The sequence below is a fragment of the Nonomuraea sp. NPDC001699 genome, from assembly GCF_053596455.1.
This window is the reverse complement of sequence record NZ_JBSFGF010000007.1, coordinates 24,714-44,451: the sequence shown is the minus strand read 5'-3', so window position 1 is coordinate 44,451 and position 19,738 is coordinate 24,714. Positions and strand designations below refer to the sequence as shown.

Annotated in this window: 15 protein-coding genes; 8 read left to right on the top strand and 7 right to left on the bottom strand. The window is 73.8% G+C overall.

The features are described from left to right. The first annotated feature begins 65 nt into the window (after positions 1–65). Both ACWCSU_RS21965 and ACWCSU_RS21960 read left to right on the top strand, forming a co-directional pair. Positions 66–1,457: a tetratricopeptide repeat protein gene (locus ACWCSU_RS21965; RefSeq protein ID WP_449937084.1), complete on the top strand. Its 1,392-nt coding sequence runs from the start codon at positions 66–68 to the stop codon at positions 1,455–1,457. A gap of 111 nt (positions 1,458–1,568) precedes the next feature. Then, on the top strand, positions 1,569–2,393 hold the full coding sequence (locus ACWCSU_RS21960; protein WP_449937083.1) for a PIG-L family deacetylase: 825 nt from the start codon (positions 1,569–1,571) through the stop codon (positions 2,391–2,393). Between the two features lie 31 nt (positions 2,394–2,424). On the opposite strand, the gene ACWCSU_RS21955 is transcribed toward ACWCSU_RS21960, so the two are convergent. Next, the gene (locus ACWCSU_RS21955; RefSeq protein WP_449937081.1) at positions 2,425–3,114 is read right to left on the bottom strand and encodes a hypothetical protein; all 690 of its coding nucleotides are present in this window, start codon (positions 3,112–3,114) and stop codon (positions 2,425–2,427) included. 244 nt (positions 3,115–3,358) lie between these two features. Here ACWCSU_RS21955 and ACWCSU_RS21950 point away from each other — a divergent pair, with 244 nt between their 5' ends. The 4 genes from ACWCSU_RS21950 to ACWCSU_RS21935 all read left to right on the top strand — a co-directional run bounded on the left by ACWCSU_RS21950 (position 3,359) and on the right by ACWCSU_RS21935 (position 6,134). Next, on the top strand, positions 3,359–4,132 hold the full coding sequence (locus ACWCSU_RS21950; protein ID WP_449937080.1) for an alpha/beta fold hydrolase: 774 nt from the start codon (positions 3,359–3,361) through the stop codon (positions 4,130–4,132). A gap of 56 nt (positions 4,133–4,188) precedes the next feature. Further along, positions 4,189–4,500: an ArsR/SmtB family transcription factor gene (locus tag ACWCSU_RS21945; RefSeq protein WP_357707549.1), complete on the top strand. Its 312-nt coding sequence runs from the start codon at positions 4,189–4,191 to the stop codon at positions 4,498–4,500. After that, positions 4,500–5,075: an SRPBCC family protein gene (locus ACWCSU_RS21940; protein ID WP_449937079.1), complete on the top strand. Its 576-nt coding sequence runs from the start codon at positions 4,500–4,502 to the stop codon at positions 5,073–5,075. The genes ACWCSU_RS21945 and ACWCSU_RS21940 overlap by 1 nt, the downstream gene beginning before the upstream one ends. 126 nt (positions 5,076–5,201) lie before the next feature. Beyond that, a complete protein-coding gene (locus tag ACWCSU_RS21935; protein WP_449937078.1) occupies positions 5,202–6,134 on the top strand; it encodes a carbohydrate kinase family protein in 933 nt (310 codons plus the stop codon). Between the two features lie 11 nt (positions 6,135–6,145). On the opposite strand, the gene ACWCSU_RS21930 is transcribed toward ACWCSU_RS21935, so the two are convergent. The 5 genes from ACWCSU_RS21930 to ACWCSU_RS21910 form a co-directional block, all read right to left on the bottom strand. Further along, on the bottom strand, positions 6,146–8,728 hold the full coding sequence (locus ACWCSU_RS21930; protein ID WP_449937076.1) for a glycosyl hydrolase 2 galactose-binding domain-containing protein: 2,583 nt from the start codon (positions 8,726–8,728) through the stop codon (positions 6,146–6,148). A gap of 22 nt (positions 8,729–8,750) precedes the next feature. Further along, positions 8,751–10,307, bottom strand: coding sequence for a family 20 glycosylhydrolase (locus ACWCSU_RS21925; RefSeq protein ID WP_449937075.1), 1,557 nt, complete (start codon positions 10,305–10,307; stop codon positions 8,751–8,753). A 61-nt stretch (positions 10,308–10,368) separates the two neighbouring features. Continuing rightward, positions 10,369–14,439: a TIGR02680 family protein gene (locus ACWCSU_RS21920; RefSeq protein ID WP_449937073.1), complete on the bottom strand. Its 4,071-nt coding sequence runs from the start codon at positions 14,437–14,439 to the stop codon at positions 10,369–10,371. Then, the gene (locus tag ACWCSU_RS21915) at positions 14,436–15,623 is read right to left on the bottom strand and encodes a TIGR02678 family protein (RefSeq protein ID WP_449937072.1); all 1,188 of its coding nucleotides are present in this window, start codon (positions 15,621–15,623) and stop codon (positions 14,436–14,438) included. The genes ACWCSU_RS21920 and ACWCSU_RS21915 overlap by 4 nt, the downstream gene beginning before the upstream one ends. Continuing rightward, positions 15,620–17,194: a TIGR02677 family protein gene (locus tag ACWCSU_RS21910; RefSeq protein WP_449937070.1), complete on the bottom strand. Its 1,575-nt coding sequence runs from the start codon at positions 17,192–17,194 to the stop codon at positions 15,620–15,622. Before ACWCSU_RS21910 ends, ACWCSU_RS21915 begins: the two co-directional genes overlap by 4 nt. 179 nt (positions 17,195–17,373) lie before the next feature. Between ACWCSU_RS21910 and ACWCSU_RS21905 the strand changes: the two genes are divergently transcribed. Then, on the top strand, positions 17,374–17,793 hold the full coding sequence (locus tag ACWCSU_RS21905) for an SRPBCC family protein (RefSeq protein ID WP_357707529.1): 420 nt from the start codon (positions 17,374–17,376) through the stop codon (positions 17,791–17,793). Positions 17,794–17,837: 44 nt separating this feature from the next. Here the strand turns inward: ACWCSU_RS21905 and ACWCSU_RS21900 are convergent, their stop codons facing one another. Continuing rightward, positions 17,838–18,206: a hypothetical protein gene (locus tag ACWCSU_RS21900; RefSeq protein ID WP_449937068.1), complete on the bottom strand. Its 369-nt coding sequence runs from the start codon at positions 18,204–18,206 to the stop codon at positions 17,838–17,840. A gap of 127 nt (positions 18,207–18,333) precedes the next feature. Here ACWCSU_RS21900 and ACWCSU_RS21895 point away from each other — a divergent pair, with 127 nt between their 5' ends. After that, positions 18,334–19,737 (top strand): alpha/beta hydrolase, encoded by a 1,404-nt coding sequence (locus ACWCSU_RS21895; RefSeq protein ID WP_449937067.1) that lies wholly within the window; start codon positions 18,334–18,336, stop codon positions 19,735–19,737. Position 19,738: the final 1 nt, after the last annotated feature.

The following is a 19,738-nucleotide window of genomic DNA, read 5'->3' as shown; positions in this document are numbered from 1 at the left end:
AATGACGGGCCGCGCGTCAGGCGGTCGTCCTGAATCGGGACCGGCGGCGTGGTTACAGTGATCGGGTGACCACCGACGAGCACGGCCTGGCCATGACCGGCGCGAGCACCGCCGCCGCCCGCCACTACGACCGGGCGATCCACGAGCTGCTGCACTTCCGGGCCGAGGTCGACGCCGAGGCGACCGCCGCGCTGGCCGACTCCCCCGGCTTCCCCATGGGCAACGTCCTGGCCGCCTACCTCGATCTGCTGACCACCGAGGCGGCGGACGCCCGTAGCGCGCGCACCCGGTTCGACGCCTTCCGCCGCCAGGCCGACGAGTCGTCGCTGCTGCCCCGCGAGCGCGCGCACCTGGCAGCCGTCCAGGCGCTGCTCGACGGCGACCTGACCGCCTGCGGCGCGCTGCTGGCCGAGATCACCGTCGCCCACCCGCGCGACGCGCTGGCCCTGGCCGCCGGGCACCAGATCGACTTCTTCACCGGCGACGCCCGCTCGCTGCGCGACCGGGTCGGCGGCGCGCTCACCGCCTGGCACGACGACGACCGGCACTACGGCAACCTGCTCGGCATGTACGCCTTCGGCCTGGAGGAGGCCGGCCACTACGACCGCTCCGAGGAGGTCGGCCTGCGGGCCGTCGAGCTGAACCGGCGCGACGTGTGGGGCATCCACGCGGTCGTGCACACCTACGAGATGCAGGGCCGTTTCGGCGAGGGCGTGCGCTACCTCGACGCCCGCCTGGACGACTGGTCCACCGGCACGTTCTTCAACGTCCACACCTGGTGGCACTACGCCCTCTACGCCCTGGAGACCGGCGACACGTCCCGGGCGCTCGGGGTGTACGACGCGGCGCTGGCCGGCGGGCGCACGTCCATGGAGCTGCTGGACGCCGCCGCGCTGCTCTGGCGGCTCCTGCTGGAGGGGTCCGACCAGCCCGGACGCTGGCGGGCCCTGGCCGACGCGTGGCCGCCGCTGGTGGCCGAGCCGTTCTACGCCTTCAACGACGTGCACGCGGTCATGGCGTACGTGGGGGCCGGGCGGATCGGGGAGGCGGAGAAGCTGGTCGCCTCGCGGGAGGCGTACGCGCTGGAGTCCCGTCCCGGGGTCACCAACGTCGCGATGACGTCGCGGGTGGGGTTGCCGGTGTGCCGGGCCCTGGTGGCGTACGGGCGGGGCGACTTCGGGGCCGTCGTCGACCTGCTGTACCCGATCCGGCACCGGGTCAACGAGTTCGGCGGCAGCCACGCCCAGCGGGACGCCGTGCAGAAGACGCTGCTGGAGGCGGCGCTGCGGGGCGGGCGGCACGAGGTGGCGCGGGCGCTGGTGAGCGAGCGGATCGGCGTACGGCCGTGCAGCCCGTTCAACTGGCTCAAGCAGGCCGCGCTGGCCGACGCCCTGGGCGACCGCGCCACGGCCGCCGCCGCCCGCCGACGCGCCACGACCTTGACCACCACCGCCTGACGCGCCCGTCCCCCACCCCGTCCCCCACCCCGTCCCCCGCCCCGTCCATCGTCCGCCGTCGCCGCGCACGCGCGGGCCGAAGTGTCGGGCGCGCCGAGTAGGGTTCCCTTCATGGATCGGGAACTCACCTTGATGGTCGTCCACGCCCACCCCGACGACGAGTGCCTGAGCACCGGCGGCATCCTCGCCCGCTACACCGACGAGGGCATCCGCACCGTGCTGGTCACCTGCACCAACGGCGAGCAGGGTGACGACACGGGCGGCGTCAAACCGGGCGAGGAGGGTCACGACGCCGCCAGGGTGGCCGAGAAGCGCCTGGGCGAGCTGCGCGAGTCCGTCGCGCACCTGGGCATCGACCACGTGGAGCTGCTCGGCTACCGCGACTCCGGCATGGACGGCTGGGACACCAACCATCACCCCAACGCGTTCGCCAACGTCCCGGTCGAGGTGGCCGCCGCCAAGCTGGGCGAGCTGATGGAGCGCTACCGCCCGCAGGTGGTCATCACCTACGACGAGACCGGCGGCGGCGGTTACGGCCACCCCGACCACGTGCAGGCCCACCGCATCACGGTGGCCGCCGTCGAGGCGACCGGCATCCCCGACAAGTTCTACTACACGGCGATCCCCCGGGCCGCGATCAAGCGCATGTTCGAGCTGATGCGCGACAGCGGCGTCGACCTGGGCGGCTTCGAGCCGTCCGACGACTTCGGCACCCCCGACGAGCAGGTCACCGCGGTCGTCGACGTCACCCCCTACGTCGAACGCAAGCTCAAGGCCCTCCAGGCCCACGAAAGCCAGGGCGAGAACATCTTCCTCCTCCGCATGCCCGAGGAGGCCCAGCACCAGGCGTTCTCCCACGAGGCCTTCGAACGGAAGCTGAACAAGGTCGACGCCCCCGACCACGAGGAAGACCTCTTCACCGGCCTCCGCCCCTGACCCTTCACCGCGACAACACCCCACCGGGTTGCTAGAGGCCCGCGATGTCGATGGCCCGGTCGAGGTGTGTCTCGGTCTGGCCGGGCCAGAAGCGTTCGCAGGTGAGGTAGTCCAGTGGGTCCCGGTGCCCGTCCGTCAGGAATTCGCGGGCCGCACGGGGGTGGTTGGCCAGGGCGGCCATGACGGCTGCCATGGGGTCCCGTTCGTCCAGGGGAATGGCGCACATCGGCAGCGAGTCCGGACGAAGGTTCCGCCAGTACGGAGACCCGGGCGGCTGGCTTCGTTCATGGTCGTAGACCTTGAAGGCCAGGTCGCGCAGGAACGTGTCGGCGAACCGCCCGTACCGCAACAACTGCCCGAGCGCGAAACCGGTTTCCGGGTCGTCGAGGTTTTCGAGCAGGCGGTGGGCGTAAGGGGTCGAGATCCTGGCCGCGCAGGGGGCGCGGGAGGCGGTGCCGAGCAGCGTGCTCAGCGCCCTGGCCAGCCGGTCGAGGCTGGTGGACTGGATGGCATGCGCGCGGCGCAGACCGGCCAGAAGGCTTTTGAGCTGCCGTGGCGGCATCACGGAGGCGAACGCCACGGCGAAGTCGGGATCGTTCCGGCGCTTTTCGAGTTCGGCCAGATCGTGGGAATCGATGGCGCCCTTCTTCCCCTTCGCTCCGCAGAACGACTGGACGAAGGAATCGTAACCACAAGGATGATCGGGCAGCGCTGGCCCCAAATTTCCCAATAAAGACGAAAAATCGGGCAGCCAATCTCCTCTACACACGCCCTCTCTGTACAAATCACCCGCCAGCGACGCACATCACGAAGAGATAACTTTAGCGAGCCCTCGGACGGACACGAAAAAACCACATGACCGACCGGAATCCTCACCCCCGGGCATCCGCCGAGGCGAGACCCCCCGAATGACCCTCCCGCCAAGGTCAACGGCAGAACAGGACAAGCGTGATGGAATCGGTCCTATGACCATCGAGTACATCCCCGTCTCCGGCGGCGGCAGCCTGTGGGCCGAGAAGACCGGCGGCGGAGCCCCCATGGTCCTGCTGCACGGCTCCGTGCACGACAGCCGCCTCTGGGACGGCGTTCTCCCTGACCTCGCGCGCCACCACACCGTGATCCGGTACGACGCGCGGGGCCTGGGCCGTTCGACGTCGCCGACCGCTCCGTTCCGCTACGAGGACGACCTGCTCGCGGTGCTCGACCACTTCGGCATCGAGCGCGCCGCGCTGGTCGGGCTGAGCATGGGCGGCGAGGTCGCGCTCGACTTCACCTTGGAGCACCCGGAACGGGTGCGCTCCCTGGTCCTGGTCGCGGCGTCGGCCAGTGGCCACGACTGGCCGGACTCTCCCGAGACGGACGCCTACATGGCGGCGGACCGCGGGAACGACGCCGGCCGCCTGGCCGAGACGGAGCTGACGGTGTGGGCCTCGCTGGGTGACCGGGCGCCGGGATGGGCGGCGATCGAGGGCATGGTCACCGAGAACGCCAAGGTGCGGGTGGCCTCGGAGAAGGGCCACGTCCGCTTCTCCGAGGTGGGCGCCGTCGAGCTGCTTGAGCGGGTCGCGGTGCCCACCACCGTCGTCGTCGGCGATCATGACCATCCGGAGATCGGCGTGATCGCCCGCCGGCTCGCCGAGGGCATTCCCGGCGCGCGCCTGGAGATCGTCGCCGCGGCCGATCACTATCTGCCGCTGCGTGCGCCGGAACGGCTCACGGAGATCATCATCCAGCGCTGAAGGAACAGGCGGCTATATTCCTTGACAGGCATATACCTCCAGCGGAATATAGAGGCATGTCCGTCGACGCGTTCTCCGTGCTCTCCGAGCCGACCCGGCGTCGCATCCTCGATCGGCTCCGGGTGTCCGAGAGCAGCGTGAACGAGCTGGTCGAGGCGCTCGACGTCAGCCAGCCCACGGTGTCCAAGCAGCTGAAGGTGCTCAGGGAGGCGGGTTTCGTCACCTGCCGCACCGCGGCGCAGCGGCGGATCTACCGCATCCACGCGGGCCCCCTGCGGGCGCTGGACGACTGGCTTCAGCCGTACCGGGCCCTGTGGGACGGGCATCTCGACGCTCTTGAGCGGCATCTCGACAACCTGGAGCAGTGATGACCTCTGACGTGTACCGCCCGAGCCCGCCGGCCCAGGTCGGCGGCGAGGCGACGGGAGATCGCTGGACCCTCGTCTTCGTCCGCGACCTGCGTCACCCGCCGGAGAAGGTGTGGCGGGCGCTGACCGAGCCGGGGCAGCTCTCCGCCTGGGCCCCGTACACCGCCGGCCGGGATCTGTCCGGGACGGGCGGCGTGACGCTCACGATGATCGACGACGAGAACCCCCTGGACATGGCGGCCGAGGTCGTCCGCGCCGAGCCGCCGACGCTGCTGGAGCACACGTTCGGCACCGACCTGCTGCGCTGGGAGCTGGCGGCGACCGGCGGCGGCACCCGTCTGACGTTGCGGCACACCGTCCAGGACCGCGACATGCTGCCGAAGGCGGCGGCCGGTTGGCACATCTGCCTCGACGTGGCCGAGAAACTGCTCGACGGGCGGCCGATCCCGCCGATCCGGGGCGCCGCGGCGGTCGACTTCGGCTGGTCGGAGCTCAACGACCGGTACGCGCGAAGGCTCGGCGTCCCGGACACCGGCCTGCCCCGCCACCTGAAGGACGGGAACGGCACCGCCTGACGCGAGCCCAGGACGGAGGGTGAGTGCGGGCGTGATCGCGGGCTGCGATGATGAGCTCCCATTCGGAGACGTCGATGCCGCCTCGGGCGTACGGCATCGGCGGCGCGCGCCAGGAAGGCAGGCTCGATGATCGCTGTTCTGGGCGAGTGCGTCGCCGACGGCTTCACCGCCTCCGAGGGCGCGGCCGGGCAGGGCGAGCTGGGGTTGCGGGTGCTGCCGGGAGGCGGCCCGGCCAACACCGCGGTGGCGCTGGCCCGGCTCGGCACGCCGGCCCGTTTCCTCGGGCGCATCTCCGGCGACGTGTTCGGGACGCTGTTCCGTGAGCGTCTGGCGTCCTCGGGCGTGGACCTGTCGGCGGCCGTCGAGGCCGCCGAGCCGAGCACCCTCTCGGTCGCCGCGCTCGACCGCGACGGCCGGGCCGCCTACACCTTCTACGCGGGCGGCACCGCCGACTGGCAGTGGAGCCCGGACGAGCTGGCCCCGGCCAGGCTCGGCCCGGCCGCCTGCCTGCACACCGGGTCGCTGGCGCTGGTCAGGGAGCCGGGCCGGGCGGCGGTCGAGGAGTTCGCACGCGAGGCCGCCGCGCGGGTCACGGTCTCGATCGACCCCAACGTGCGTCCCACCCTCGCCGCCCGCGAGGACTACCGGGTCGAGCGCTGGTGCGGGTGGGCCGACGTGCTCAAGCTCAGCGACGACGACCTGCGCTTCCTGCTGCCCGGCGCGTCGGTGGAACGGGCCTGCGACACCTGGCACGCGGCCGGCGCCCGGCTCGTGGTGGTGACACGCGGCGCGGCGGGGGCGCTGGTGTCCCTCGACGGGGAACGGGCGGAGGTGCCCGCGCCGGAGGTCGACGTCGTCGACACGGTCGGCGCGGGCGACTCCTTCACCGCCGGGCTCCTGCATGATCTGGGCGCGCGTGGCCTGCTCGGCGGGCGGCTCGACGGCCTCGACCTGGACACGGCCGTGGCCGCCGCGTCGTTCGCGGCCCGGGTGTCGGCGCTGACGTGCTCGGTGGCGGGCGCGAACCCGCCCTGGGCACACGCGCTGACCGGCCCCTGACGGGGCCCGGGTCAGGGGAGAGGGATCGTGGTGGTGGGGACGTTGTAGCCGCGTACCCGTACCGACGGCTGGTGGCCGGTGAGGTCGGACGTCCGGTACGTGGCGGTGATCGTCGTGGACTCCCCCGGCCACAGCGTGACGTAGTTGTCGGTGTAGGTGACCGGGACGACCTCGCGCCCGTCCGCGACCACCTCCGGGCGTACGAGGAAGGCCAGGCCGGAGGGGTTGGTCAGGGTGATCGTGACGGTCTCGGTCCCGGCGGAGACGGCGCGGACGGCGGTGGCCGTGACATTGGCCGTGGGCAGGGCGTTCAGGCCGGTGAGGTCGGCGTACGTCTTCGGCGTGGTGCGGTACCAGTTGCTCTTGTTGCCGAGCGTGTCGGGCGAGGTGGAGTACCAGTAGACGTTGTCGCTGACCTTCGCGCCGGCCGCGTCCTTGAGCTGGAGCCTGATCAGGTACGTCCCTGACAGCCCGGTCAGCGCCGGGACGGTCAGGACCTGGACGCCGGCGTTGGCGGTCGCGGTGACCGGCGCCGAGGCCGTGTACTTCTGGGCCAGGTCCGGCAGGTTGTGCACGGAGACCGTGGCGGTCAGCCCGGACCTGGTGGCGAGGGTGGAGTTGACCACGTGGACGGCCCGGGTGAGGTAGTCGTAGGCGATGTGCACGGGCTCGGTGGCCTTCTTGGTCCCGAAGTAGCCGCCGCCGGGCTTGAGGTAGTAGTCGTAGAGGTTCCAGTGGACCGACGGCCAGGCGTTGTTCAGCATCCAGAAGATCGAGCCGAACGAGCGGACGTGCTGCCTGGCGCTCCACGCCTCGAAGAAGGCGCGGGCGTTCTCGTAGTTCTGCGCCTCGGACTTGCGCGACTGGTCGGCGGCGGAGGTCGGGGTGCCGTAACGCCTGGTCAGGCCGGTGGTGTAGGGGGCGATGGTGTCGAACACGCTGCCCGGCTTGCCGGCGTGGTAGTTGTACGCCGTGCCGATGGGCCAGATGTCGGCGGGCGCCAGGAACCGCTGGAGGGTCTCCAGGGGCGGCGGCGCCTCGGTGCCCTCCTCCCCCGTGCTGCCGAACGCGCCGCCGCTGCGGCTCTCGTCCCACCACAGCACCGGCGGCTCCCACACGTACGGGCCGTCCATCTTCATGCCGGCGTCGGCGTTGGACCAGGTGGCGACGTTGTCCAGGGTCGGGTTCTGCCAGTGCAGGGCGGCGGCCACGCCCTTGTAAGCCGCCAGGTGCGCGGCCGTCGGCGGCTGGTCGCTGCCGTAGGTCCACAGGAACACCGAGGCGTGGTGCCGCAGCGAGCGCAACTGACTGTCCAGCGACGCGCGGGCGACCTGCTCCTGCTCGGCGGTCCAGGCGCTGTCGTCCTCCCAGGCGCTGCAGCAGACGAAGCCCGGCATGACCAGGATGCCTGCCTTGTCGGCCAGGTCGTACAGTTCCTCGTTGCCGAGGGTGCCCTCCAGCCTGATGGTGTTCAGGCCCATGTCCTTGACGTAGTTGATGTGGGCGGCGTTCGTCCTGGTGTCCCAGCGCTGCATCAGGTCCCACACGTACCCGCCGCCGCGCAGCAGGATCGGCCGGCCGTTGATCTTGTATCCGGCGAACGAGGTGCCGTTGACGGTGGTGCGGTAGTCGGTGACCTGGCGGATGCCGAAGTCGATCGACTTGCTGTCGGAGGCGCCCGCGGTGACCGTCAGCCGGTACAGCTCGGGGCTGCCGAACTGGTAGGGCCACCACAGCACCGGATCGCTCACGTGGAGGGGCGCGAAGGCGACCTCCTTGCGCTCGCGGGCGGCCAGCGTGACGTCCTGGGAGAAGGTGAGGTCGGGCCGGCCCGCCTTGGCGATCGTGCCGCTGACCGTGGTGGTGACGGGGGCGTTCGTGGCATTGACGGCGTCCACGTAGACGTTCAGGTCGGCGGCGGTGCCCGACAGGGTCGTGCGCACGTACGGGTCGCGCAGGGCCACCGGGCCCGTGGTGTCCAGCAGGGTCGTGTTCCAGATGCCCGCGTTCATGTCGGGGGCCTCGGGGTTCCAGTCGACCGTGCAGGCGGACAGGTCCTTGCAGTCGTGGCGCGGCGGGGTGACCCGGACGGCCAGCGCGTTGGCCGCGCCGGGCCTGATCGCGGCGGTCGCGTCGTACTCGTGGCCGACGAACGTGCCCACCGCCGCGGCGTCGAGCTGCACGCCGTTCAGCCAGATCTGGGCGCGGTAGCTGAGGCCCTTGAACCGCAGCCAGTAGACCTGCCCGGGGGCCGTGGCCGGGGCGGTGAACTCGCCGCGGAACCACCAGTCCTGGGTGGTCAGGTCGGGCACGTTCTTGAGGTTCTGGCCGAAGTAGACGTCCTGGTAGACGCCGTTGGCGACCAGGCCGGCCAGGACGGTCGAGGGCAGGGTGACCGGGTTCCAGCCGCTGGTGGCGTACCCGGGCGTGGAGATCGCCGCGCCGGTGTCGGCGAGGCCGGTGGCCGGGCGCAGCGCCCAGCCCGAGGCCAGCTCGGTCGAACCGGCCGCCGCGACGGCGCTGCCGGCGCTCACCACCCCCGAGGCGAGCAGCAGGACGAGCACGGCGAGGACGCATCTGATCGATCGGGACATGCGCAGCTCCTGAGGGGGGCTCCTACGAACCGGAGGGCCAGGCGATCTGGGTGGAGCGGTAGTAGGCGATCCCCATGACGCGCCAGCGCGGGCCCTGCGCGCCCAGCCGCTGCCGGAACGCGGTCCAGTCGTGCGTGGCGGACGGGGACCAGCCCAGTTCGGCGAGCGCGGGCAGGCGGGGGAAGGCCATGTACTCAAGGTCGGCCGACGTCCTGAGCGTCTCGGTCCACAGCGGCGCCTCGACGCCGAGCACCTGCTCGGGCGGGAGCCTTCTGAGGTAGGCGCCGGGATCCCAGCCGTAGGCGTCCTTGACCTCGATCGTGCCCGCCCAGGTCTGGCCGAGCGGGGTGCGCCGGTTGTACTTCATGTCCAGGTACGCGCGGCTCGCCGGGGACATGACGACCTTGCGGCCCGCCGTCGAGACCGCCGTCTCGGTGGGGTCGCTGCCCCAGTACTGGACGACCGTGGAGGGCAGCGGGGTGGCGTTGACGACGTCGTGCCAGCCGATGACGGTCTTGCCGTGGGCGGCCACGATGCCCTGCGCCCGGTCGACGAACGCCTTGTAGTCGGCGGGCGTCGTGGAGGACGCCTCGTCCCCGCCGATGTGCAGGTACGGGCCGGGGGTGAGCGCGGCCAGCTCGCCGACCACCTGGTCGAGGAAGGTGTAGGTGATCTCCTTGGACGTGCACAGCGTGCTGAACCCGACCTCGGTGCCGGTGTAGAGCGGCGGGGCGACGCCGTCGCAGGTCAGCTCGCCGTAGGAGGCGAGGGCGGCGTTGGTGTGCCCCGGCGTGTCGATTTCCGGAACGATGGTGATATTTCGGGCGGCGGCGTAGGCGACGATCTCCTGGTACTGGGCCTTGGTGTAGAAGCCGCCGGGATCGCCCCCGACCGCCGTGCCGCCGCCGTAGGAGGCCAGCCGGGGCCAGGAGTCGATCGCGATGCGCCAGCCCTGGTCGTCGGACAGGTGCAGGTGCAGGTAGTTGATCTTGTAGAGCGCGATCTGGTCGAGGTACCGCTCGACCGCGTCCACCGGGAAGAAGTGCCTGGCCACGTCGAGCATCGCGCCCCGGTACGGGTAGCGCGGCCGGTCCACGACCCGCCCGCCCGGCACCGGCCACGGCCCCGGCTGCACGGTGGCGGCCTCGGCCGCGTACGGGAGCAGCTGCCGGAGCGTCTGCACCCCGTCGAACAGCCCGGCGGCCCGGTTGGCCAGCACGACGATCCCGGTGGCGGTCACGTCGAGCTGGTACGCCTCGTCCCCGCCGGCCACCGTGCCCAGCCGCAGCGCGATCCCGTCCGCCGGCGGGGCGGACACGATCGGGACCGGGTAGCCGGTGGAGCGGCGCAACCGCCCCGCGAGTTGCTCGCCCAGCTCGGGCACGTCGGAGTACAGGGCCGTCGCGGCGGTGATCGGGTACGTCACCCCCGCCGCCGGGACCGCGCTCACCGGGGCGGGCACGATCGTCCCGAAGGCGACGGCGGCCGCCGCCGTCGCGCTGGGCGAGACGGTTACCGACGCCGAGACCGAAGTGGCGAGCAGGGTCGTCAGCACGACCGCAGCGGTGCGGATCTTCATGACCGCCTCCCGAGGGTTGCCCCCACCATACGGACGCGTCCCCTGGTAGTAAAGAACCTTTCTAATCAAAGGTCTCGGTGGGGACCGTCCGGTAGCCGTTCCACACGAAGCGGGCCGTGGTCACGGCGTCGTCGCCGTCGCCGGTGATGAGCTGGTGGATGGCGATGCCGTCAAGCTCGCGGTATTCGCACCACTCGTGGTCGGAGGTGAGCACGAGGTCGAGGCCGAGGTTCACCAGCAGGTCGAAGACCTGGCCGCGGTTGGTCCGGTCGACGCCCACGAACACCTCGTCCAGCAGGATGAACCGGGGGCAGCCGGGGTCGGTCCGGTAGTGGGCGGCCACGGCCGCGAACAGCGGCAGGTGCAGGGCGATGGCCTTCTCGCCGCCGGACAGGGCGCCGTGCAGCTTCCTGGTCAGGTCCTGCCAGCCCTGGCCGTCGCCGCGGTCGAGGCGCACCACGAACCGGTGCCAGGCCGTGTAGTCGAGCACCTTCATGAGCTGGTCCTCCCAGCCGGCCGAGGAGTCGTCGGCGCGGGCCTCCTCGACGCGGTCCCTGAAGAAGGCGTACAGGGCCTCGCGGTCGGCCTCGCCCAGCCCGGCCGGGTCGCGCAGCAGCAGGTCTCGGGCCGCGCGGGTGGCCGGGGACTGGGTGGGGTCGACCTGCCAGACCAGGCGCACCGCGACCCGCGAGGCCGTGCGGACGCGTTCGAGCCGCTGGTTCATGCCCTCGACCAGCGCGGCGGCCTGGCGGATGCGGTCGGCCAGGTGCCGCCGCGTGTCCCCGGCCAGCGTGCGGTCGAACAGGTCGCGCTCGGCCTCGGTGATGTCGCCGCGCCGATCGTCGCGCTCGTCGCGCAGCGCCCTGCCGAGCGCCGCCGCGCCCGCCCGCATGCCGCCGGCGGTGGCGGTCAGCACCTGGGCGTCCTCGTCGGGGACCAGCTCCAGCTCGGCCCGGCCGACCAGGACCTCCCTGGCGTGGTGGAAGGCGTCCCGCAGGCGCGCCTCGGCCTCCCTGACGTCGCGCCGCTCGTACGGCACCGCCGCCAGCCGCCCGGCCACGTCCCCGGCGGCCTCCAGCACCGCCCGCACCCCGGCGTCGGGGGCGAGCCCGGCCGGTACTCCGGCGTCGGCGGGCAGGTGGCCGGTCATCAGGCGGCGGAAGCGCGCGCAGACCGCCTCGCGGGCGCGTCCGGCCTCCGCGTGCTTCTCCTCGGCCCGGCCGAGCTCGCCCTTGAGCCGTCCGAGGCGGGCGTTGAGCCGGGCCGTGTCGTCGTGGACCGTCCGGATGAGGCGGCGGCAGCCCTGGTAGGCGGTCTGGACGTCCTGGAGCCGGCCGAGCACGTCCAGGTCCCCCGCGCCCGCCGTGGACTCGACGATGGCCAGCTTCTCGGCCAGCACCACGGCCGCGTCGGCCGCCTCCTCGGCCCGTTCCATCGCGCGTACGGCGAGGTCCTGGTACTCGCGGGCGGTCTCGGCCGCCTGCCCGGCGCGTTCCCTGGCCGCGCGCGCGTCGCCGCGCCGGTCGTGCCAGACGCCGCCGGTGGACTCGGCGGCGCGCAGGGCCGCCTCCAGCTGGTCGAGCGCGGGCCGGGCGGCGGGCAGGGCGTGCCGGGCGGCCAGTTCGGTCAGCCGGCGCAGCGACCTGGCCGCCTCCTTCTCGCGCTCGTGCAGGCGCCGCTCGTGCGCGCGGAGCTGGTCCTCCAGCAGGGCGACCTTGCCCACGGCCTCGTCGAGGGCCCGCGCGGCCCCGGCGTACGGGCCGCGGTCCGGCCGCCGCCGCAGCTCGGCCGCGAGCGTGTCGCGGTCGCCGGCCAGCACCCTGAACAGGTGGTCGCACTCGGCGATCGTGCCGGCCAGGTCGGACAGCCGGTCGTCCAGCTCGGCGACGCGGCGGCGCAGGGCGCGCTCGCGGGCGGCGTCGCCGATGTAGGAGGGCTCCGGCTTGACCCAACGCCCGGCGGCCGGGCCGAGCCGCCAGGTGCCGTCGGCGCCGACGGCCGCGGGGTGGTCGAGGCCGAGCGCCGTGGGGGCGAAGGCGACGCCCGCGAGCACCCGGCCGGCCGAGACGGGCGCGCCCGGCTCCGCCGACAGCACGTCGGCCAGGCTCTGGCCGGGCGCGGGCCGGGCCAGAGCGGAGGCGGCGAAGGCGTCGTGCTCGCCGGGATCCATGCCGCCGTCGGGCAGCAGCCACACGTCGAGCAGGCCCGAGGCTTCGAGCGCCGCCTCGACGCCCGCCTGGGTGACGGGGTCGACGCCGGACCGGAAGGCCAGCGCCCGCCACAGCGGCATGCCGGGCCGTCCCGACCGGGAGGCGGGGCGGGCGGGCGAGGGGGGCGGCTCCAGCGCGGTCAGCTCGGCCAGGCGTTCGCGTTCGCGGGCCGGCTCGGCGCGTTCGGCGTGCAGCCGGTCGCGCAGGCCGGTCAGGTGGTGCTCGCGGGCGGCCAGCCGGACCTCGGCCGCCGTGCGGGCCGCGCCGACCAGCTCGTCGGCCTGCTCCGGCCGGTCGGCGAGGGCCGCCAGCTCCTCGGGGTCGAGCCGGAGCTGGACGCAGCCGCGGGCCCACTCCTCCAGGGCGGCGGCCAGGTCGCGGGCGCGCTCGTCGCGGGTGGCGCCGGCCAGGTCGTGGGCGGCGCTCGCCGCCGCCAGGTCGTCGCGGGCGCGGTCGCGGTCGTGCTCGGCGGTGGTGCGGCGGCCGATCGCCTCCTCGTGCTCGACGGCCGCCACGCTGACCTCGCGGATCTGGCTGGCGCGGCTGGTGACGGCGGCGCGCAGCAGCTCACGGGCGCGGCGTACGGCCTCCTCGCCGTCGTCGCCCCGCTCCCCCTCCTCCAGGACGCCGCCGCCCTCGGGCTCGGGGACCGGGCGCTCGCACTCCAGGTGGACCGCGAGCAGCCCGGCGCGTTCGGCGGCCCGGCGGGCCTCGGCGCGGGAGCGGTCGGCCAGGCCGGTGGCGGCGCGGGCGACGGCCGCCGCGCGCAGCGACAGCTCCTGCCTGCCCGACGCGGCGCGGGCCGCCGCCCCGGCCTGGTCGCGCAGCCGGGCCGCCGACTCGTGCGCCTCCTGCGCCTGCGTGCGCAGCCGGTGCAGGTCGCGCCCCGCCCGGTACGCCTCGCTCTCCTTGAGCCCGTCGATCTGCGCGGCCAGGGCCAGCTCCTGGGCCTCCTCCTCCGACAGCCGGACGGCGGCGGCGGCCAGCTCGTCGTCGGCCTGCCGCAGCGCCTCGCGTCCGGCCTTGACCTCGGCGGCCAGGGCGTCGACGGCCTGCCCAGCGGACAGGGCCGCGGCGGCGGCCGCCCGCAGCACCTTCTGGGCGTAGCCGCGCTGGACGCCGGCGAGCCGGTCGGCCTCCTCCACGTCGCGGTCGAGCACGCGCAGCTCCTCGCGCCGCCGGTCGAGCCGCTCGAACCCGTCGGCGATCTCGTGGAGCTCGCCCTCGCCGAGCGGCGGCAGGGCGCTGGACAGCAGGTCGGACAGCAGGCCGGGGTCGAGGCGTTCGGAGAGCTTGGGGGTGCGCAGCTGGCGCAGCGCGGTGAGCAGGCAGTCGTAGCGCTGCTCGTTGAGCCCGGCGTAGAGCGTGCGGCGCACGACGGCGCGGTAGACCTCGGCGGACTCGTGGACCGTTCCCGTCTCGCCCAGCTCGTCGGTGAGCTGGGCCCTGGTCAGCGGCTGGCCGCCGTCGCCGGTGAGCCGGACGCCGCCGGGCAGGCCGACGCGGGAGCCGGTGGTGAAGTAGGCGGCGGTGACGTTCTTGGTGTGGGCGGTGGCCTGGAGGCGCGCGCCGCAGGTGAACCAGCGGCCGTCGGGGTGCTGGAACTCCAGCCACACGTAGCCGACGCGGGTGACGCCGTTCGCGCCGTCGCCCATGAGGTTCCAGTGCATGGTCCGCTCGGTGCCGCCGAACGTGGACAGCCTGCTGGGCTTGAGGCTGGCGTCCAGCACGTACGGCAGCAGCAGTTCGAGCACCTTGGACTTGCCGCTGCCGTTGGGCCCGCGCAGCAGCAGCCTGCCCCGGTGGAACTCGAACACCTCGTCGTAGTAGCGCCACACGTTGAGGATCCCGGCGCGTACGGGGATCCAGCGCCGCTCCGTGCCCGGGGCGGTGCGCGCGGGCGTGGGCTCGGTGAGGGTCATGCGTCCTCCGTGTCGGCCGGGCCGCGATCGACCCGGTAGCGGGCTCCGGCGGGCAGGGCGGCCACCCGGTCGCCGGTACGGCGGGCCAGCCCGAACAGCGCGAGAACCTCCAGCGCGTCGGCCGCCAGCCGGGCCGCGCCCCCGTCCGACCGGTACGCCTTGGCCCAGTGGGGGAAGCGCCGCAGCAGTTCGGCGGCCTCCTCGTCGAGGCGGGCGGCGGCCAGCGGCCCGGCGGTGACCAGCAGGTCGAGCAGGAGCAGGGCGGCGACCTTGGCGTGGCTGCCGTCGTCGGGGAACCGCGTGTCGGTGGCGGTGGCCTCGGTGTCGACCAGCAGGAAGCCCTCGGCGCGCTCCTCCAGCACGAACCCGGCCTCCTCGGCGGCCCTGCGGATCATCCGGCGGCCGGTGGGCGAGGCGGCGTAGGCGGCCTGGGCCGGGGTCAGCTCGTCGCGGTAGACGACGGGCTCGTCCAGCAGGCGGCGGACGAGGGAGTGGCGGACCCACAGGGCACGCTGGGTCTCCGTGGGTTCGTCACCGCCGTAACGGGCCTCAAGGGTGAGAGCGGTCGTGTCCGCCCCGGGCAGGCGGGAGGGCGGGACGGGGGCGGCGAGGAGCCTGATCACGCGGGTGGTGTCCACGCGGTAGAGCACCTTGGCCTCCTCGTCGCCGAGGTAGGCGTCGGTCGCGCCGTCCGTGGGGGTGATCGCGCCGTGCTGTTCGAGCAGCTTGAGCGCGTCGACGAAGGCGGCCCGCTCGTCGGCGCCGACGGGGTCGAACGCCGGCACGCCCGCCTCGACCGCCGCCGCCCGCGCCACCCGCCTGGCCAGCATGCCGATCGTGGTGACCGGCGCGGCGAGCAGCTCGGCCGCGCACAGGCACAGCAGCGTGTAGCGGCGGCGGTCGAACGGCGCCCCGCCCGCGCGGCGTCGGCGGGCCGGACGGGTGGCCGTCGGCCGCGACCCGACCTTGACCAGGCGGGCGTAACCCTCGCGGGGCTCGACGACCAGCCGCCAGCCGCAGAAGTAGTCGAACCACCGGGTCAGCGGCTCCCGCCGTTTCCTGATCACCGCGAAGGCGGCGGGCTCGTCGTCCGCCGACAGGAACGGGCGGGCGAGGAGGGTCCTGATCGCGCGGGCGATCTCCTCCTTCTCCGCCCTGACGAGCTGGTTGGCCAGGCGGCTCATGCCCCTTCCGCCCTCCCGTGGCCGGGTACGCCCGGGGAGCGCACGTCGAGCAGGTAGTCGGGGCCGCGGAACCAGCCCTCGGACGTGCGCAGCACCGCGACCGCGCCGTCGCCGGGGGCCCGCAGCACGACCTCGACCCGGCCGTCGGAGGTAACGGCCCGGCGCAGGCCGGTGGCGTCGGGGCGGGCGGCCAGGGCGCGGCCCAGCAGGTCGAGCAGCCTGCCCAGGGTGTCGTGGTCGAGCGCGCCGAGCTGGGACAGGCGTACCGAGCCGGTGGTGGCCAGCGCCTGCCAGGCCGCCTCCAGCCCGGCGTGCTCCTTCTCGGCGCGGGCGCGGCGCTCGGCGCGCAGGGCGGCCACGTCCCGGACCCGCCCGGTGCGGCCCATGCGCTCGGTCCTGCCCCGCGAGCGCAGCAGCGCCGAGACCGCCACCGGCCCGGCCTCCGCCCACGGTGTCCCGGCCGGGACGAGCTCGGCGTCGGCGTGCCCGAGATGGGCGTGCCGGGACGGGCCGAGGCCGAAGGCGGCGTCCCAGAGCCGGTGGGCGTCGTCCTCGCCCGGCGCGGTGGCGAACCAGCGGGCCAGCGCCCGGAAGTCGGCGGCGGCGCCGGAGGACGGGAGCCGGGCGGCGGTGACGCGGTCGAGCAGCCCGAGCAGGGTGGCGATGGCCTCACTGGCCACGTCGTGCAACCGCCGCAGCCGGGGCCCGACGCCACTCCCCGCGCCGCTCTCAGGGGTGCCCGGGGCGGTCGGGTCGAACCATTGGCGCAGGTCGGCCCAGGCGGCGGCGCGGGCGGCCAGCCAGGGGGTGGCCAGGTCGGCGCCGGGGACCCGGGGCAGGTCGGCGCCGGCCAGCGCGCGGGTGTGCAGGACGCCGACGCCGCGCCCGGCCACGCCGCGCAGCGCCCGCGCCACGGTCTCGCCGCGCTGCTCCAGCCCGGTCACCAACTCCTGGAGGTAGGCCACCGTGGCCGCCTGGGCCTCGTGGAACGTGCCAAAGTCGGCGCCGTCGGCGCGCAGCAGCCCGCGCAGCTCGCCGTTGAGCCGAACGGTGTCCCGGCGCAGCCCTTCGAGGTGGCACTCCAGCTCCCGCAGGCAGGTGAACACCCGCCGGTCACGGCCGGGGTCGGGGTCGGCCAGCAGCGCCTCCAGCTCCTCCAGCCGGTCGGCGACGGCGTCGAGCACGGCGGTGTGGAAGGCTCCCGCCGAGGCGGGCGCCGACGACGCCTGCCGCAGCCCGGCGTGGGCGGCCTCGCCCCGGGCGGTCAGCGCGTACCGCAGGTTCCGGCGTTCGTACTCCTCGGCGGTCGCGAACGCGCCGGCGTGGTCGAAGACCACCTCGACCAGCCCCCAGCCGGCGAGCTGCCCGAGCGCGCCGGTGAGGTCGTGGTCGCCGACGGGGGCGTACCAGCCGCGGGCGCGCAGGCGGTCGCGGACCTCGTCGGCGGTCGGCGCGGGCTCCAGGTTCTCGGCCGCCGTGCCGAGGACGTCGAGGAGGGCCGTGTGCAGATCCGCCCGTTCCGTGGTGGCGAACCGGAACAACTCCGGCGGCACTCGTGGCAGCTCCGTCATCGCGCCGTTCTCCCCTCTCGCCACGGTTTCACCGGAGCCACCGTAGCTGGAGAGACGGGCCCCGCGAGGGCCTGTTTGCGAGCGGATGCCACGGGTATGGTCGCCGCGTTCGGCTGCCGGCGGCAGGCGGCGCGGTCCGCGCCCGGTACGGCGGCATTCGGGGGGAACGGGGGCCTGTGATGGCGGAGTTCGAGGCGACGCGCGGGATGCCGGCCGACAGCATGATCGTGTTCGGGGTGGCGTCCGACGTCGAGCTGATGGACCGGTGGCTGCCTCGGGGGCTGTGGGTCAACGACAGCGGGGCCGGCACCGTCGAGGCGGGCGGCGACCTGGTCCCCGGCAGCGGGCGGCACGAGGGGCTGTTCCGCGCCCAGGAGGACCAGCTCCGGGTGGAGTGGGGCGGCCGTGACCACCCCGACTACGCGGGCTGGCTGCAGGTGAGCGATTCGGCGGCCGGCACGAGCGAGGTGACCGTCCACCTGTCGCTGCTCGACGAGCCCGGCACGAGCGCCAGGTCCGACGAGGTGCGCGAGCTGCTCGGCCGCTCGCTCGACCGGCTGGCCGACGAGGTGACCCGCCGCGTCTCCGAGGGCGGCTGAACGGCGGGCTCCTCCAAGGGCGGGGGCGGGCCCGCCCTCCGGCGTCAGGCGTCCTGGCGGTCCGGGTTCTCCAGCCGGAAGAAGTTGCTCTGCCGGCCGTCCTTCTTGTGCTCCTGGTAGATGAAGTTCAGCTTCCGCTGGTCGAAGGTCTCCAGCCACTCCTCCCAGGTGATCTCCGCCAGGTCGCCCCCGCCGTAGCCGGGGAAGTCGAAGCGCAGCACGCCCGCCCTCCCCTGGTGCTCGGTGCCGGGCACGGTCGCGGGCCTGGCGCCGCGCTCGTGCGCCCATTCGCGGATCACGTCGTGGTCGGTGGTGACGAGGCTGCGGCCGGGCCGCTCTTCGTGCTCGCCGGTCGAGGTGACGTGCTGCTCGTACGTGTGCTCGCCCTCGACGGGACGGTTCTGCTGCGACATGGCGGCCTGTTCCCCCTGGTAGTCGTGCGGATGACCTGCTCGATACCCAGCCCGGCGCGCTTCTTGCAAATGATCTGTTCCACCCTGCTTAAAGGGGCTCGCAAGGTATTCCCGTCAATTTTTGATTATGCGACGTTTAATCACGATTCTCTCGCCCGTCCTCGCCGGTCTGATCGCCGCCGCCGGCCTGGCGGGCACCGCGGACGCGGCCACGCCCGGCGGGGTCAACGCCTACTACGGTCAGCGCCTGGCCTGGTCGGGGTGCGGCAGCGGGTTCCAGTGCGCGAAGCTGGCGGTCCCGCTGGACTACGCCAGGCCCGGCGGCAGGCGGATCAGCATCGCCATGGTCCGGCTGCCGGCGACCGGCCGGAAGATCGGCTCGATCGTGCTGAACTTCGGCGGGCCGGGCGGCGCCGGAACGACCATCTTGAAGTCCGACAAGAGCGTCATGTCGGCCGCCGTCCGGCAGCACTTCGACGTGGTGAGCTTCGACCCGCGCGGCGTGGGCGCCTCGGCCCCCGTGCGCTGCCTGTCCCCCCTCGGCCTGGACGCCTACTTCGCCGCCGACCCCACCCCCGACAACGCGGCCGAGGTCAAGCGGGCCAAGGCGTGGGCGAAGATCTTCGCCCAGGGTTGCGCGGCCAACTCGGGCAAGCAGCTCCTGGCGCACGTCGGCACCGGCGAGGTCGCCCGCGACCTGGACGTGATGCGGGCCGCCCTGGGCGAGGCCCGGCTGACCTACTTCGGCTTCTCCTACGGCACCTACCTGGGCGCCCGCTACGCCGACCTGTTCCCCACCCGGATCCGCGCCATGGTGCTCGACGGCGCCGAGGACCCCGGCCAGACGCTCGCCGAGTTCGGCGCGGCGCAGGAGCGCGGGTTCCAGGTGGCGCGCGAGTCGTTCCTGCGCGACTGCTTCGGGGCCGCGGACTGCCCGTTCCCCCGGCACACCGTCGCCGCCGCGACCAGGCGGCTGGAGGCGCTCTACAAGCGGGCCGACCGCGCGCCGCTGCGCAACGACGGCGACAGCAGGCAGGTCGACGAGGCCATCCTGCGCGCCGGCGTCACCCAGGCCATGTACGCCAAGGACAGCTGGCCCTACCTGCGCCAGGCGCTCACCCTCGCCTTCAAGGGCGACGGCACGGCCATGCTCGCCCTGGCCGACGTCAACCACGGACGCCGTCCCGACGGGAGCTACGACAACAGCACCGAGGCGCTGGCGGCCGTCAACTGCCTGGACCATCCCGAGCAGCGCTGCGCGTACTGGCCGGTCAAGGGCAGGCGGTTCACCAGGAAGGTGCGCGCCCACGGGTCGCCGCCGATCGTGGTGGTGGGGACGACGCGTGACCCGGCGACGCCGTACGAACTGGCCAGGCGGCTGGCCGGGCAGCTGGAGCACGGCGTGCTGCTGACCCACGACGGTGACGGGCACACGGCGTACAAGGGCAGCTCGTCCTGCCTGGACCGGCAGATCGACCGCTACGTGATCACCGCCCGCGCGCCGCGCCCCGGCGCCTGCGCGAAGGTCTGAG

Bases quoted from the DNA above. Each gene is read 5' to 3' on its own strand.
- ACWCSU_RS21960 (WP_449937083.1), top strand. From the start codon at position 1,569: ATGGATCGGGAACTCACCTTGATGGTCGTCCACGCCCACCCCGACGAC.
- ACWCSU_RS21950 (WP_449937080.1), top strand. From the start codon at position 3,359: ATGACCATCGAGTACATCCCCGTCTCCGGCGGCGGCAGCCTGTGGGCC.
- ACWCSU_RS21945 (WP_357707549.1), top strand. From the start codon at position 4,189: ATGTCCGTCGACGCGTTCTCCGTGCTCTCCGAGCCGACCCGGCGTCGC.
- ACWCSU_RS21940 (WP_449937079.1), top strand. From the start codon at position 4,500: ATGACCTCTGACGTGTACCGCCCGAGCCCGCCGGCCCAGGTCGGCGGC.
- ACWCSU_RS21935 (WP_449937078.1), top strand. From the start codon at position 5,202: ATGATCGCTGTTCTGGGCGAGTGCGTCGCCGACGGCTTCACCGCCTCC.
- ACWCSU_RS21930 (WP_449937076.1), bottom strand. From the start codon at position 8,728: ATGTCCCGATCGATCAGATGCGTCCTCGCCGTGCTCGTCCTGCTGCTC.
- ACWCSU_RS21925 (WP_449937075.1), bottom strand. From the start codon at position 10,307: ATGAAGATCCGCACCGCTGCGGTCGTGCTGACGACCCTGCTCGCCACT.
- ACWCSU_RS21920 (WP_449937073.1), bottom strand. From the start codon at position 14,439: ATGACCCTCACCGAGCCCACGCCCGCGCGCACCGCCCCGGGCACGGAG.
- ACWCSU_RS21915 (WP_449937072.1), bottom strand. From the start codon at position 15,623: ATGAGCCGCCTGGCCAACCAGCTCGTCAGGGCGGAGAAGGAGGAGATC.
- ACWCSU_RS21910 (WP_449937070.1), bottom strand. From the start codon at position 17,194: ATGACGGAGCTGCCACGAGTGCCGCCGGAGTTGTTCCGGTTCGCCACC.
- ACWCSU_RS21905 (WP_357707529.1), top strand. From the start codon at position 17,374: ATGGCGGAGTTCGAGGCGACGCGCGGGATGCCGGCCGACAGCATGATC.
- ACWCSU_RS21900 (WP_449937068.1), bottom strand. From the start codon at position 18,206: ATGTCGCAGCAGAACCGTCCCGTCGAGGGCGAGCACACGTACGAGCAG.
- ACWCSU_RS21895 (WP_449937067.1), top strand. From the start codon at position 18,334: ATGCGACGTTTAATCACGATTCTCTCGCCCGTCCTCGCCGGTCTGATC.